Annotated in this window: 13 protein-coding genes and 1 pseudogene; 5 read left to right on the plus strand and 9 right to left on the minus strand. The window is 56.2% G+C overall.

Going from position 1 to position 13,560, the window contains the following annotated elements; translation table 11 throughout:
* The first annotated feature begins 111 nt into the window (after positions 1-111).
* Positions 112-1,041 (plus strand): SMP-30/gluconolactonase/LRE family protein, encoded by a 930-nt coding sequence (locus GOV80_RS05995; protein WP_170783245.1) that lies wholly within the window; start codon positions 112-114, stop codon positions 1,039-1,041.
* Positions 1,042-2,112: 1,071 nt separating this feature from the next.
* Here the strand turns inward: GOV80_RS05995 and GOV80_RS06000 are convergent.
* The 5 genes from GOV80_RS06000 to GOV80_RS06025 form a co-directional block, all read right to left on the minus strand.
* The gene (locus tag GOV80_RS06000) at positions 2,113-3,258 is read right to left on the minus strand and encodes an ABC transporter permease (protein ID WP_170771806.1); all 1,146 of its coding nucleotides are present in this window, start codon (positions 3,256-3,258) and stop codon (positions 2,113-2,115) included.
* Entirely contained in the window at positions 3,255-4,181 is a 927-nt protein-coding gene (locus tag GOV80_RS06005; RefSeq protein WP_170771808.1) for an ABC transporter ATP-binding protein, read from the minus strand. Before GOV80_RS06005 ends, GOV80_RS06000 begins: the two co-directional genes overlap by 4 nt.
* Positions 4,178-5,137 (minus strand): HlyD family secretion protein, encoded by a 960-nt coding sequence (locus GOV80_RS06010; protein ID WP_237215671.1) that lies wholly within the window; start codon positions 5,135-5,137, stop codon positions 4,178-4,180. Before GOV80_RS06010 ends, GOV80_RS06005 begins: the two co-directional genes overlap by 4 nt.
* 256 nt (positions 5,138-5,393) lie before the next feature.
* Positions 5,394-5,810, minus strand: a complete 417-nt coding sequence (locus GOV80_RS06020) for a GFA family protein (protein ID WP_170783246.1) — start codon at positions 5,808-5,810, stop codon at positions 5,394-5,396.
* 10 nt (positions 5,811-5,820) lie between these two features.
* Entirely contained in the window at positions 5,821-6,198 is a 378-nt protein-coding gene (locus tag GOV80_RS06025) for a hypothetical protein (protein ID WP_170783247.1), read from the minus strand.
* A 118-nt stretch (positions 6,199-6,316) separates the two neighbouring features.
* Here GOV80_RS06025 and GOV80_RS06030 point away from each other — a divergent pair, with 118 nt between their 5' ends.
* A complete protein-coding gene (locus GOV80_RS06030; RefSeq protein WP_170783248.1) occupies positions 6,317-6,910 on the plus strand; it encodes a TetR family transcriptional regulator C-terminal domain-containing protein in 594 nt (197 codons plus the stop codon).
* A 233-nt stretch (positions 6,911-7,143) separates the two neighbouring features.
* Positions 7,144-7,609, plus strand: a pseudogene (locus GOV80_RS06035) (DDE-type integrase/transposase/recombinase).
* A 97-nt stretch (positions 7,610-7,706) separates the two neighbouring features.
* Here GOV80_RS06035 and GOV80_RS06040 read toward each other — a convergent pair.
* The 4 genes from GOV80_RS06040 to GOV80_RS06055 form a co-directional block, all read right to left on the minus strand.
* Positions 7,707-8,999 carry a TRAP transporter large permease gene (locus GOV80_RS06040; RefSeq protein ID WP_170783249.1) on the minus strand — a complete coding sequence of 431 codons (1,293 nt, stop codon included), beginning with the start codon at positions 8,997-8,999 and terminating at the stop codon, positions 7,707-7,709.
* 22 nt (positions 9,000-9,021) lie between these two features.
* Positions 9,022-9,540 carry a TRAP transporter small permease gene (locus GOV80_RS06045; RefSeq protein ID WP_237215674.1) on the minus strand — a complete coding sequence of 173 codons (519 nt, stop codon included), beginning with the start codon at positions 9,538-9,540 and terminating at the stop codon, positions 9,022-9,024.
* 7 nt (positions 9,541-9,547) lie between these two features.
* On the minus strand, positions 9,548-10,558 hold the full coding sequence (gene dctP, locus GOV80_RS06050; RefSeq protein ID WP_170783250.1) for a TRAP transporter substrate-binding protein DctP: 1,011 nt from the start codon (positions 10,556-10,558) through the stop codon (positions 9,548-9,550).
* Positions 10,559-11,131: 573 nt separating this feature from the next.
* Complete coding sequence (locus GOV80_RS06055; protein ID WP_170771820.1) at positions 11,132-11,797, minus strand: helix-turn-helix domain-containing protein; 666 nt, start codon at positions 11,795-11,797, stop codon at positions 11,132-11,134.
* 173 nt (positions 11,798-11,970) lie between these two features.
* Here GOV80_RS06055 and GOV80_RS06060 point away from each other — a divergent pair, with 173 nt between their 5' ends.
* Positions 11,971-12,867 carry a class II glutamine amidotransferase gene (locus GOV80_RS06060; RefSeq protein WP_170783251.1) on the plus strand — a complete coding sequence of 299 codons (897 nt, stop codon included), beginning with the start codon at positions 11,971-11,973 and terminating at the stop codon, positions 12,865-12,867.
* Between the two features lies 1 nt (position 12,868).
* Positions 12,869-13,552 carry a GltB/FmdC/FwdC-like GXGXG domain-containing protein gene (locus tag GOV80_RS06065; RefSeq protein WP_170783252.1) on the plus strand — a complete coding sequence of 228 codons (684 nt, stop codon included), beginning with the start codon at positions 12,869-12,871 and terminating at the stop codon, positions 13,550-13,552.
* Positions 13,553-13,560 lie beyond the last annotated feature (8 nt).

The following is a 13,560-nucleotide window of genomic DNA, read 5'->3' on the forward strand; positions in this document are numbered from 1 at the left end:
TCAGGTGACCGCCCCTATACGGTCCTTTGGGCCATCTCTGGCCTGACCCGGAACTGCCTGGAGTGCGCAGCTTTTCACCCCAGGAAAACAGAAAAACGAAGGAGAAAACGGATGTACGGCGTTCTCGACGGAACCGGTTTTGAAGTCATCGAAAACGAATTCGAGGCCTGTTTCATCGGCCATGCTCGGGTCGAGCGGTTATGGACCGGTGCACGGTGGTCCGAGGGCCCGGCGTGGTTTGCCGCCGGGCGTTATCTGGTGTGGTCGGATATTCCCAACAACCGCCTGATGCGATGGGACGATACAGATGGTTCGGTCTCGGTGTTTCGGCAACCCTCCAACAACGCCAATGGCAACACGGTAGACCGGCAGGGACGCTTGGTGTCGTGCGAGCACCTAACCCGACGTGTCACCCGAACCGAGCATGATGGATCCATCACGGTTCTGGCGGACGCATGGCAGGGAAAGCGCCTGAACTCACCAAACGACGTCGTTGTTAAATCGGATGGGTCCATTTGGTTCACGGACCCATCCTACGGGATCATGATGGACTATGAAGGCGAGCGCGCCGAAAGCGAGATTGGCGTGTGCCACGTGTATCGCGTAGACCCGACATCGGGTGAGGTCACAGCGGTTGCAACTGATTTCGTCAAACCCAATGGCTTGGCTTTTTCACCGGATGAGAGCGCACTTTATATCTCGGATACCGGTATCACGCATGACCCGGAAGGTCCGGCCCATATTCGCCGGTTCAGCGTATCGAACGACGGAAAAACCCTTTCAGGAGGTGAGGTCTTCGCCAATTGCTCTGCCGGATTGTTCGACGGTTTCAGGCCAGACCGCGACGGCCGCATCTGGAGTTCCGCCGCAGACGGTGTTCATTGCCTGAACCCCCAAGGAGATCTGATCGGCAAGGTCCACATGCCCGAGATGGTAGGAAATGTGTGTTTTGGCGGTGCCAAGCTGAACCGACTGTTCGCGGCGGGAACAAGCAGCCTTTACGCGATCTATCTGAATGTAAACGGCGTCTCACCGGTTTGATTCTACTTGCTGCAATAGGATTGAATGTAGGGGGAAAACTGCAAAGCGCTCTATGTGTATGCCGTTCAGGTTGTAATACTAAGGTCTGCAAGGCATTTTTGGATGAAGGCAGTGAATGTCCGCAATGTGAGTAGGCTGCGGTGTTTAAGCACACAGTTTAATGGCAGGATTGGGCCGTACTAAAAAATGTAGCTGCGCGCTTACCCTTCATAAACAATTGTCAGAAACTCACCTCTTTATTTTCGAGCCTATGACGCGCGTAGGTACATCCCTGCTTGTTGGTTGTCCTCGCTTGTGCGCCCGGACCCGTACTGCTTTCCCGTTGGCATACTGTCTTTCGTGTTCGGCCACCCAATGCTCAGTTGGCGCAGCTCGACTTGCTGCTTGTAGTGCTCAAAGCGAAGCCTTGCCTTTTGTTCAGTCAGATGCCGCGCACCTGCAGGTCCAATTCGAATGGTACGGTGAGACTTGAAAACTCGGTCATTCAAGCCTTGCCAAACATCTGCGCTGTTTTGGCCTGAGATGCGAGAGGCTTGCAACCTTTTGTGACTTTAAATCGTCCTCACGCGCAGCAAGAGCCGCGAAAAGCATAAACCCAATTGTCATCTCGTATATGAGGTGACATTCATGCCGCTTCAGATGTTTTCTCAATGAAGTGTCGTTGGGCAATAGTCCTGCCCTCATAAGCCCTACAAATACGGTTCGTGAAGTTGCCAATGGGCGACACTAAAGTTGGGTCGACTATCTTGCGACTTTGATGTCTCCAGCGCACAGGACGCATCAAAGTAGATGGTGCTAGTATTGCAGATATGGACTGCGCTCCTTTCCACGACACCATCGGAATGAAGGTGTTTGTCACCGCCTGACGGCGGGCGGCTGGCCCACTGCGCGGCCAAGCCTGTAGCACTTTGGCCCCAAAAGAAAAATGCCAGCCCCTGTACATCAGATCTGAGCCGCCAACATACCAACGCCGTCGCCGGTCAAGAGATCGAAGGTCTGGCAAATGTCAGCAATGTAGAATGCGACTGCAGAATTCAGTACCAATCTGGAACGGCAGATCAGGGTCGATCTTCAACCCAACCGTTTCTTGAATCTTAGAGTTGCCGCCAGCAATCCGAATATCGCAAATCCGATCATCCAGAGAATTCCCCAGCGTAACTCGTATAACGACGCGTCACGAAGGACCACGCCGCGGATCATGTCCATGAAATGGGTTGCCGGCAGGACCTGAGCGATCATCTGGACGGGTGGTGGCATACCGTCGAAAGGGAACATGAAACCTGACATCAGGATTGAGGGCAGCAGGACAAAGATGGTCATCTGCATCGACTGCAATTGGTTCTGCGCAAGCGTGGAAATCACCAGCCCAAGCGACAGGCTGGCGACGATGAATAACAAAGTCACAACAAGCAGAGTGCCCAATCCGCCGTTTATTGGCACATCGAACAGGACATGCCCGAGGCCGAGGATGATTGCGACCTGTATCAGGCCCAGAAAGATGTAGGGGATGATCTTTCCGATCATCAGTTCGATCGACCGGATTGGCGTGTTGATCAGCATTTCCATATTGCCCCGCTCGCGTTCGCGGACGATGGCGGCTGAGGTGAATAGGATCATCGTCATGGTCAGGATCACGCCGACAAGACCCGGCACGATATTGACCGCCGACCGTTGCTCGGGGTTGAAGTAAAGCGTCACCTCGAACGTGGGCACCTGCCGGTTTGGTGGTTGTTTCAGCAGTTCTGTCAAAGGCATTGTGCGCATGGACTTGATCGCGCTGGCCACCATCGTGTCCGAACCATCCACGATCCAATGGGCAACCGGTCGGCTGCTTGTCTGGTTGGTTGCGTTGGGCAGGCCCAGCCCGACAGACGGGCTGCGGGCAAGGCGCTGGCTCACGTCCGGGGGGATGATTAGCGCAGCACGCACACGGGACTCGGTTATTGCGCGTTCGGCCTCTTGTGGGGTGGTCAACTGCTCGGTGATGGTCACGACCTGCGTCGCCTGAACGATCTGCGCCAGCGTGCGGGAGAGTTCGGTTCCGGACTGGTCCACCACCGCGACAGGGACATGGCGCAGGTTGGTGTTTATCGCGTATCCAAACAGAAGCAGTTGGATCAGCGGGATCATGATGACCATGGCAAAGGTCATCCGATCCCGCCGCAGTTGCAGCAGTTCTTTCTTCAGTACAGCAGCGATGCGGCGTGGCGAGATCACTGTTCTGGCCCCCGTGTGGCGCTGACGAACACGTCTTCCAGATTTGGCCTCTGCGGGGTCAGGGACAGGCCAGGAAACGCAGCAAGTTGGCCGCGCAACATGTCCACCGGTTGAGGTTCGGATTTGTCCACAAGCACACGCAGCCGCGACCCGACTTGCGCGGTCGACAGGATCTTGGGTTTGCCATCCAGCGCGTGTTTGACCTTTCTCAGATCCGGCCCTTCAACCTCAACTACATCGGCCTGAAGATCATCCATCAACTGGCGCGGAGACCCGTCCGCCTTTTTCACACCGTGTTGCAGGATCGCCAGCCGGTGACAGCGCTCGGCTTCGTCCATGAAATGGGTCGAAACGATCATCGTTGCGCCTTGATCTACCAGATCGAACAGTTGTTCCCAGAAGGTGCGACGTGTTTCGGGATCAACGGCCGAGGTCGGTTCGTCCAGGAACAACAGTTTAGGTCGGTGCATTACGGTTGCAGCAAGGGCCAGTTTCTGACGTTGCCCGCCGCTCATGCTTCCGCTGAGTTGATTGATATTCGTTGTCAGATCGTAAGTGTGCAGCAACTCATCGATCCGATCTTTGGCCGTTTTTACCGGAATGCCGTAAATCTCCGCCGCGAACCTGAGGTTTTCCAGCACCGTCAGGTCGCGGTAATACGAGAATATCTGGGTCATGTACCCGATCTCATTTTTTAGCGGCTCAGCCGCTTCGGGCATTGACCGGCCCAAAACCGAGATCGCACCGCTGCTGGGGGTCAGCAGCCCAGTCAGCATGCGCATTGTCGTGGTTTTGCCGCAGCCATTCGGTCCCAGAAACCCGTAGATCTGGCCGGTTTGAATCTCAAGATCCAGATTGTTGACGGCGATGTTTTCCCCGAACTGGCGGGTCAAGCCCTTCGTCGAGACGACCACATCGTTCATGGCATGGGGACCTGTACGGGGACCCCGGCAGGCAGGTCCGGTGAGGCATTGGGCAGGTCAATCTCAGCCAAATAGACAAGGCGCGTGCGGTCGTCCTTGTTCAACCCGTAATATGGGGTGAAGGACGCGTCGTCGCTGATCCAGCGGATCACGCCATCCAACGGATCGGCCAGCCCGTCTACGCGCACTTCCAACGTGTCACCGGGTTTCAGATTGACGCGGTGTGGTTCGGGTACATAGACGCGCGCGTAAGGCGTCTGGCCCGTGACCATCACGGCAACCGGGCTGCCGGATGTCACCCGCTCGCCCAAATTCCACGGCAGGGAATCCAAAACGCCGTCGCGGGTGGCTATGACCGTCAAATCATCCAGCAATGTCTGTTCGGCGGCGACCGAGGCTTCGGCAGCTCGCACATTGGCCTCGGCGACCGCCAGATCTTCGGGACGGGTGCCGTTTTCCAGCTCTTTCAGCGATTCCTGAGCGCTGGCCAATTCAGCCCGCGCGGAATCGCGCATGGCCAGATCATTTGCCACCTGAGCCTCGGTCACGACCGAGTTCTCGACCAGTCTGGCATTTCGGTCATAGATGGCCTCGGCATCGGCAAGACGCGCAACAGCGCCTGCTACTTTGGCCTCGGCAATCGCAATTTCTTCCTCGCGCGGTCCGACCTGCAGTTTCAGAAGCGTGGCCTGTGCCTTTTCCAGTTCTGCCTGCGCCAGTGCCAGCTTGGCGCTTTGCAATGTGGGATCAAGCTGAACCAGCGTGTCGCCTACCTTGACCACGGAACCTTCGGCAATTGGTAAATCGACGACAATTTCGCTGGCCGTCGCGGTCAAGGCCACCCGGTCGCGCGCCAACACACCCAGAGCGATGCTGGTATCGGACCCAGAGCACCGGTCCAGAAAAGCGGGCAGGACAGCCGCCAGGATCAAAGGAATGGGGATCGTCAGATTCAACAGGGTTCCCTCCGGTGCTTGGCCTTTGAACGCGTTGGGCGATAGTCAGAGCATAAAATCAGGAAATCTGATTTATGTATACGGTTCAACAACTACAGATGGCAGGACAGGTTCATGCGGGCAGGCGCGCCAACCACTCCTCCAGCTTTTCTCCGATCAGATGGGGATTATCTTCCTGCAGGAAATGAATGCCTTTGCCGATATCCACCACAGACCTGATGTTCGCAAAATGCAAAACCCAGCGCGGACGTCCAGCTCAGTTCAACGGGAGGACCACGCCTTCTAACCCCAGCGCCTCATTATACCATGCGGGTCGGGACGCCCAGCCGACAATCGCGCTAACGGGCTGGGACGGCGGGCGTGACAGGCTGCCGACTGGGACAACCAGAAACTTGCCGTTCTGTGTCTTGAATGGAAGCGATGTCCCGCAGCTTCGGCAAAACACCCGGCGCACTTGGGAATTAGGCACATTGAAAGATGTCAGTTGCTCTTGACCTTCCAGCCATTCGATCCGGTCAGGCGTGGTGAAAGCATTCGCAACATGGGCCGAGCCCGAGGCCTTTTTGCAAAAGTTGCAATAGCACAATTTGAAGGCGGTCATGTTGTCTTGCACCCGATAGCGCACCGCGCCGCAGATACATTGCCCGTCGATCATGTCTGGGTGACTCGCCAAAGAGCTCATCTCAAACACGATAGGCAAAATACGCGCGGACAGTGGTGGTGAATGTCAGGCCCATGCTAATGATCGCGATGACAAAGCCGACAACCGCTGTCGCCGGGATCGAGACCAGAAAATCAACAGCAATTGCGGCACGGATACCGGTCATGCTGCGCTTGAGAATGGAAGCGACGATGCAGGCAAAGGTGACCATGTAACCCAGCATCGTATAGAGCATCAGGTTGGCGGCTTGCGGGCCAGCTAGCTCTCCGACCTGCAGGCCGTAGAATTTGAAGGCGGCGAAGAAACCAAAGGCCAGCAGGATTTTCAGCGCGTTCAGGATGAAGATCATGCGCAGGGTGACGGGTTTTAATGCGCCGGGTGCCGGGTCGATGGCGGTCATGTCAGGTCTCCGTTTCAGGTGCGATCACGCAGCATTTGCTGCCGCGCATCTCTAATGCTATCCATGTGGATAGGAACTTATTACTATCCACATGGATAGAAATAGCAAGGAGAAATCTGTGGCGCGAAAACGCAAGACGGATCACGACAGTGCTGTGGCGGGTGCCTTGGACCTGTTTTGGCGAAGGGGATACCACGGTGCCAGCACGCGGGAGTTGGAGCAGCAGACGGGGCTGACACGGTTCACGCTCCAAACCACTTATGGTGGAAAAGAAAAGTTTTTTCTAAAGACTCTGGATGCTTATTTGGACAATGCCGAAGCCCGGCACTTTCCTGATCCCGAAACCTATGCGCTGGACGATCTGGCTGGTTGGTTCCGGGGCATCGTATCAGCCGAGCGAATGCCAAAGATTGAGGATGCCGGGTGTCTTGCCTTTAATTCGATTAGTTCGTTCGACCGCTCTGATCCCGAGGTCAACACGCGAATCGAGCGGTACCTGACTGCACTGGAAGGGCGGTTTGCGGCGATACTGAGCCGGGCAAAGGTTGACGGGGCCATCCGTTCCGAGGTCGATCCGGATGAGGCTGCACGGGTGCTGATCGGTCTTTTGCTGGGCCTTCATACGATTATGAAAGCCCGAACCTCGGATCAGTTTCCGCAGAGCTACGCCCAGGCGGCGGTCGGGCTGATTGAAGGGTGGAAAAACCAGTAAGTTATCAAACATTCTGACGTGACTAACTTCTTGCGGCGTAAGAACTGGGTGTAAGCAGTGAATGTCTGGGTGGTGGACTGCCCCTGCTGTATTGCGGTTGGCTGTTGAGTGACCGCTTTGGTGAAGCCGCAGTGCAGCTTGCTCAACGACAGGTCTGGGCCGTAACCCAATAGGCGAAGCTGGCCGAACCGCACTTTGATCTTGAGGAAAACGAAACTGGCGCTTGCACCAGCTTGCGTTTCACACTTTTGACCATTGCCCCTGGTTTCGTCAGCTACGGTGTTTCCTATCGACATATAGAAGAAATCATACCCGTGCACGGCGTTGCGGTAGACCACACAACACTGAACCGATGCGTTACACGGTATTCCGGCGTGATCGCTGAAGCCGCGGGTCGCCGCGAAAGATCGTCATCGACAAAAGCGGCGCAGAAACAGCAGGTATCAAAGCCATCAACAAAATGCTGAAGGGCTTTTGATGTCCGATTCCAGTCGAGGTGGTGAGGCAGAAACACTAGAACAACATCGTGGACAGGACCACCGGTTCATCAAAAGGCGAACTTGACCAATGCTTGGGTTCAAAGCTTTCGGTTTTACTGCAGCAACCGTTGCTGAAATCGAAGTCGCGAAGATGATCCACGAGGGCCGATTCACGCCTGGACTCTGCCCCTTTCGACAATTCGCTAAACTGGCCGTCTAACTTGAAGACACGCCGAGTCTCATTGGCTAGCAGAAAAACTCTGCAACACAACCTGTTCGGCCGGAACAGTCCGTTGCAAGAGCTCAACTACGCTCATTCAGAACAAAAGGTTGGGAAGAAAAAGGGTTAGTGCCGGGAACACCGTCAGGATGAAGATGGTCAACAGGTGGATGAGCCAGTATGGAACTGTCGCAATTGCCACACGGCCCAAGCCAACCTCGTTGTTGGTCAGCGCGGTCAGGACCGACAGGTTAAGCCCTACTGGGGGTGTGACCTGACCAATCTCGATGACGATGGTGATGATGACCCCGATCCAGATTGGGTCAAAGCCCAGCCCGGTCAGCAATGGGAATACGACCGGCAAGGTCATGATCATCAACGACAATCCGTCGAAAAAGCACCCCAGCACCAGATAGATCAGCACCACGATCAACAGCACGCTGTATGTGCCCATCCCGCTTTCGGCCACGACTTCTAGGATCTGTTGCGGCACGCCCAGAATACTGGTCGATTTCGCCAGTATCGTCGCGCCTAGCACCAAAAACCCAACCGACGCAAACAACAGAACCGACTGATAGACCGCTTCGACAAGCTTCTTCCAGGTCAGGTCGCCCCATATGGAGGAAATGATCACGGCCAGTACAACGCCCACGCCTGCCGCTTCGGTCGGTGTCGCCAGCCCTCCGACAATGCTGCCGATGACCGCAATGATCAGCGCAAGCAACGGCCAGATTTGTTTGAACCCCGCCAGTGTCTGCCGCAGCGGCAATGGGGCTTCGTCGCGCGGGGCCAGGGCCGGATTTCGGGTACATCTGACCAACAGATACGCCATGAACATCAGACCAACCAGAAAACCAGGGATAATACCGGCGGCGAACAGGCGCCCGATCGAGGTTTCAGTGAGCGCGCCATAGATCAGAAAAGACAAGCTGGGCGGGATCAGCAGGCCCAAAGTACCGCCGCCCGCCAAGCTGCCCACAATCGTATCCTTGTCATAGCCGCGTTTCGACATCTCAGGGTATGCGACCGAACCCACCGCCGCAGCCGTAGACAGACTGGATCCGCTGACCGCGCCGAACAGGGTGCAAACTGCAATATTGGTGTGCAGCAAGCCCCCCGGGATGCGACGAAACAGCGGGGAAAAGGCGGAGTAGGCCCGCTCGCTAATTCCACTGCGCAGTAGCACCTCGCCCAGAAGGATGAACATGGGAACTGCGCTGAGGGTGAACGAATTGAAGACGCTCCAGATTGCGTCCACAGCCAGCGACGTGGCCCCGTTCGAGAAAAAGTGCAGAATGGTCAACCCGGTCAGACCAAGCGCCGCTCCAAGGGCCACGCCCGTGCCAGCGGTGGCAACAAGCGCGCCTGTCAACGTCAGCCAGAACGACATTTATTGGTCTCTTTCGTTGGGGTCATTTGATGTCGGCCTCGGCGTCGTCCACCCTGTCCAGAATGCCGACAAGGCGTGCCACAAAGATAGACAGAGTCAGCCCAAGCGACAGCGGCATAAGCGCCATCCAAGGGTAAAGCAGAATGCGCGTGGTTTCTGTTTTAAGGTTGCGCTTGAAGGCGAATTCGAACCAAGGAATAGTTTCGACGATCAACCACAGGAAAAAAACGATACCTACCAGAAGGGCGGCGATCTGTATTGCGACATGCAGTCGACCTTTCAGAAAATCCGCCAACAGTGCCACACGCACATGTTTGGCCCGCAACGTCACCATCGGCAGACCTAGAAACAACGAAACGCTGAGCAATAGGCCGACCACTTCTTCGGTGATGTGCAGCGGCGTATTGGCAAATTTGCGCATCAATACGCTGGTGACAATGATGCCGACAATGGCGACCATTCCGAGGGCCGCAGCAACGGCGCACGCAAGGGCCAGACGGTCCAGCCCCCGCGCGATAATGTTTCCCGGACTAAGCGCCATTTTGACGTCAGCGGCCCAGGGCGGTCAGGACACGCTCACGATAGGCAGGGGCGTTGCCGCCAGCTTCTTCCGCGAGTTCAGCCCAGATTTCGGTGACGTTCGACACAAACAGATCGCGGTCTTCCTGCGAGAAATCTTCTCCCCAGGTGACACCATCTGCGACCAGCTGCTCACGTGCGGCCAGCTCGCGTTCGAAATCGTCCTCGTATTGATTGGTACGCTCCCACAAGGCGTCTGCGGCGGTCGCAATTGCCGCCTTGGTGGCGTCATCCGTAGCGTCCCATTTGTCGGTGGCGACCCCGATCACATAGGGGCCGGACGCCATCGGATACAGGAACGAGGCATATTTGGCGACCTCCTGCAAAGACACTGTGTGTGCGTAAAGCGCAGGATAAAGTGCACAATCGACCACGCCGGTTTTCAGCGCCACATACATCTCTTCCTGTGGAATGATCTGCGCGGCGACCCCAAGGCGTGTGAAGGTTTCAACCTGATCGCGAGCCCAAACGCGCAGCTTTTTCGATTTCAGCGCGTCAATGGTGCGCACCGGCTCATCCCGGCAGAAGACCGACACAGATAACATCGGGATCGGCACATACCCCACCGAGGTCACGCCCCAATCGGTAAACTCTTCCTGATAAATCTCGCGCACTGTCGGGATCGCCTTTTCGAATTCCTCGATCGAGCCAATGGTGCCTTGAACCACAACTGAACTGAGCGCTGGCGCGTCACGTCCCAGATAGTTCGCCCAGATCAGGCTCATCTCGACCGCACCCTTTGGCAGGAACCGCAGGGTGTCCGTGTTCGGAAGACCCAGCGATCCGCCGCTATAAAGCTTCAGCTTATCCTCGCCTTCAAGGGCCGCGTTGACCTCTTCGACAAAGCGTTCCAGCTCTGCCGTTTCTGGGCGGGTTTCGGGTAGAAAATTGTTGAATCGCCATTCTTCCGCATTGCCTGCGGCAATGGCTGAAATGAAAGCAGCCGCGCTCAATGCGGCGGTTTGAATAATTCTCTTCATGGTGTTCCCTCCTGAAGCACTGAATATCTGGCTCTTGACGAAGCTCTTTGTGTATTAGTCTTGCTCTTCAACTTATTAGGTCGCGTAAAATCATTGACTTGGGGCGCATAGGCCGTGGGCCAGACCCACCAAATGAAAGCATAGAAAGAGCAGGGAAGGTTGCAAGTGATACCTGAGCCGCGACCTCAGTGCACTTCTGTCGGAACTTGTTGGCTTTCGTACAACCGGATCAGGGTCCCGGCTGCTTTGCCCCAACGATCCAAATCGGTCTTTTGTCTTTCGGTCCTGCTATCGGTACGTGGGCTATTGGCACGAGCGTCGTTTGACAGAAGTTCCTGATGATTAAGTCGTCTTCGACCTGATGTGCTAATCCTAAGGACATGTCGGCCTGAAAGCGGTCGATTTCTTCAAAAGGGTCAGACAAGTCCCAAGTCAATGTCGGGAAAGGCGTTCCAATGCTTGTCAATGCCCGGTCAAGTCTTACGAATGCGAGAAATCGATGTCGGCTGATTTGGGTTTGGTCACTGGACTTATTTCGCAAACCATATTTGACGGCTGAATTTCTGGCGCCCTTCAGTTTGTCTGCGGATAGCTGATGATAGACAGATAGCGAAGGGGCAACGTGACCAGACGCTCGGGGCCGTGTGGCGCATCGGCCTCGAAAAACAGCGTGTCGCCGGGTTTCAGCGGATAGACCTGATCACCGTGGCGGTAGTCAACCTCGCCTTCCAGCATATAGATCGTCTCAATTCCGCTGTGCTGAAAGGTCGGAAAGGTGTCGGATTCAGCGGTCAGAGTGATCAGATAGGGCTCGACGATCACGCCTGACGTGTTGGCGCCTATGGTGCCCAGCAGGTTGTATTGATGGTTGGCGCGTGTGCCCTCTCGCTCCTGCTCGACCCCTTGTCCGGCCTTGGTGTGAACGGCCAGCCGTCGTTCTTCGAACCGACGGAAAAAACTGGTCAGTGGAACCGACAGTGCATCCGCCAGCGCCTGAAGCGTCGTCAAAGAAGGCGATGTATTCCCGTTTTCGATTTTCGACACCATTCCGATCGACAGCCCGGTCATCTGCGCAAGATCTGCAACAGTGATGTTCTGCTGTTTGCGAAAGGCGTGAACTTCTCGGCCGATGGCGACTTCAAGAACCTTTTCTCGATCACCTGAACTTACGGAATGCGGGTCTTGGGTCAGTTTTGCCACCTGTTTCCTTCCGCTTCGATTCGCAGTTTGCCCGTTCATGCGGTCTTTCTTGGCAGCAAAGTTATCCTACCATGAGGAAAATGAAAGCGCTTTCGCCTTAGGAATCTGTCTAGACGTATTTTCGCATAGGGAAAAAAATTTTCTTAAGGGTAGATTTCCCTGAGGGACGTGGTTTAGGGTATCGGCAACACAACAAGAGAAGGTCTCAGACGATGTGCGGGATTGTGGGGTTGTTTCTCAAAGACCAAACGCTCGAGCCCAGACTGGGTTCAATGCTGACCGATATGCTGATCACCATGACCGATCGCGGCCCCGACAGTGCCGGCATCGCAATCTATGGTTCCCAGTCGGCAGGCCAGGCAAAGATGACGGTGCAGTCGGATAGCCCGGATGCCGATTTCGCAACTCTCGCTTCAGATCTGAGTGCGGCGGTAGGAACTGAAGTCAATTTGCGTGCCAATGACACGCATGCGGTGCTGTCGATGCAGGCTGACAAGGTCGATACTGCGCGGCAGGCGATCCGTGAGATGCGCCCCGCCATGCGCGTCATGTCGGATGGTGATGCGATTGAAATCTACAAAGAAGTTGGTCTGCCAAAGGACGTGGCGGCTCGTTTCTCGCTGTCGTCGATGCATGGCAGCCACGGGATCGGGCATACGCGCATGGCCACCGAATCCGCCGTCACCACTGAAGGCGCCCATCCATTCTCAACCGGCGGCGATCAGTGTCTGGTGCATAACGGCTCGTTGTCAAACCACAACGCGCTGCGCCGCAAGCTGATGCGCGAAGGGGTGCGGATTGAATCGATGAACGATACCGAGGTCGGCGCCGCCTATCTGACCTGGAAGATGCAGAATGGGGCAACACTGGGTGAGGCGCTGGAAAGCAGCCTTGAGGATCTGGATGGGTTCTTCACTTTTGTGGTCGGCACCAAGGACGGGTTTGGCGTGGTACGCGACCCGATTGCCTGCAAGCCGGCGGTGATGGCCGAAACCGATCAATACGTGGCTTTCGGCAGCGAGTACCGCGCGCTGGTAAACCTGCCAGGGATCGAAGACGCCCGCGTCTGGGAACCCGAACCCGCCACCGTTTACTTCTGGAGCCACTGACATGCAGAGCTACGATGTCGCTGAAAACGGATTGCGTGGTCTGAACGCGACCCTGCAGGCGCAGAGCGCCGACACCAACCAGACCAGTTGGGAAGTGGTGAACCCCAAGGGTAGCCATGCGATCGCCGTGGGTCTGGATGCGCCGATCGACGTGACCGTTAGGGGTTCGACCGGCTATTACTGCGCTGGGATGAACAAACAGGCGACGATCCGGGTTGAAGGCTCGGTCGGGCCGGGCGTGGCTGAGAATATGATGTCGGGCACCGTGATCGTCGAAGGTGACGCCAGTCAGTATGCCGGGGCCACGGGCCATGGCGGGTTGCTGGTGATCAAGGGCAATGCCAGTTCGCGCTGCGGGATTTCCATGAAAGGGATCGACATCGTGGTACATGGCAATATCGGCCACATGTCCGCCTTTATGGCGCAGGCCGGTACGCTGGTGGTCTGCGGTGATGCGGGCGATGCGTTGGGGGACTCCCTCTATGAGGCGCGGCTATTCGTGCGCGGCTCGGTTAAAAGTCTGGGTGCCGATTGCATCGAGAAAGAGATGCGACCCGAGCATCTGACCCTGCTGGCCGACCTGCTGGAGCGCGCAGGCGCAGATGCCAAGCCCGAAGAGTTCAAACGCTATGGCTCGGCCCGGCAGCTTTACAATTTCGATGTCGACAACGCGGCAGAATACTGAGGAAGACG

Source organism: Ruegeria lacuscaerulensis (assembly GCF_013034685.1).
In the GTDB taxonomy this organism is placed as follows: Bacteria; Pseudomonadota; Alphaproteobacteria; order Rhodobacterales; family Rhodobacteraceae; genus Ruegeria; species Ruegeria lacuscaerulensis_B.

What these genes read in the sequence shown, in the direction of transcription:
- GOV80_RS06005 (WP_170771808.1), bottom strand. Translation starts at nt 4,181, where the DNA reads ATGAACGATGTGGTCGTCTCGACGAAGGGCTTGACCCGCCAGTTCGGG.
- GOV80_RS06065 (WP_170783252.1), top strand. Translation starts at nt 12,869, where the DNA reads ATGCAGAGCTACGATGTCGCTGAAAACGGATTGCGTGGTCTGAACGCG.
- dctP (WP_170783250.1), bottom strand. Translation starts at nt 10,558, where the DNA reads ATGAAGAGAATTATTCAAACCGCCGCATTGAGCGCGGCTGCTTTCATT.
- GOV80_RS06060 (WP_170783251.1), top strand. Translation starts at nt 11,971, where the DNA reads ATGTGCGGGATTGTGGGGTTGTTTCTCAAAGACCAAACGCTCGAGCCC.
- GOV80_RS06040 (WP_170783249.1), bottom strand. Translation starts at nt 8,999, where the DNA reads ATGTCGTTCTGGCTGACGTTGACAGGCGCGCTTGTTGCCACCGCTGGC.
- GOV80_RS06055 (WP_170771820.1), bottom strand. Translation starts at nt 11,797, where the DNA reads ATGAACGGGCAAACTGCGAATCGAAGCGGAAGGAAACAGGTGGCAAAA.
- GOV80_RS05995 (WP_170783245.1), top strand. Translation starts at nt 112, where the DNA reads ATGTACGGCGTTCTCGACGGAACCGGTTTTGAAGTCATCGAAAACGAA.
- GOV80_RS06025 (WP_170783247.1), bottom strand. Translation starts at nt 6,198, where the DNA reads ATGACCGCCATCGACCCGGCACCCGGCGCATTAAAACCCGTCACCCTG.
- GOV80_RS06045 (WP_237215674.1), bottom strand. Translation starts at nt 9,540, where the DNA reads ATGGCGCTTAGTCCGGGAAACATTATCGCGCGGGGGCTGGACCGTCTG.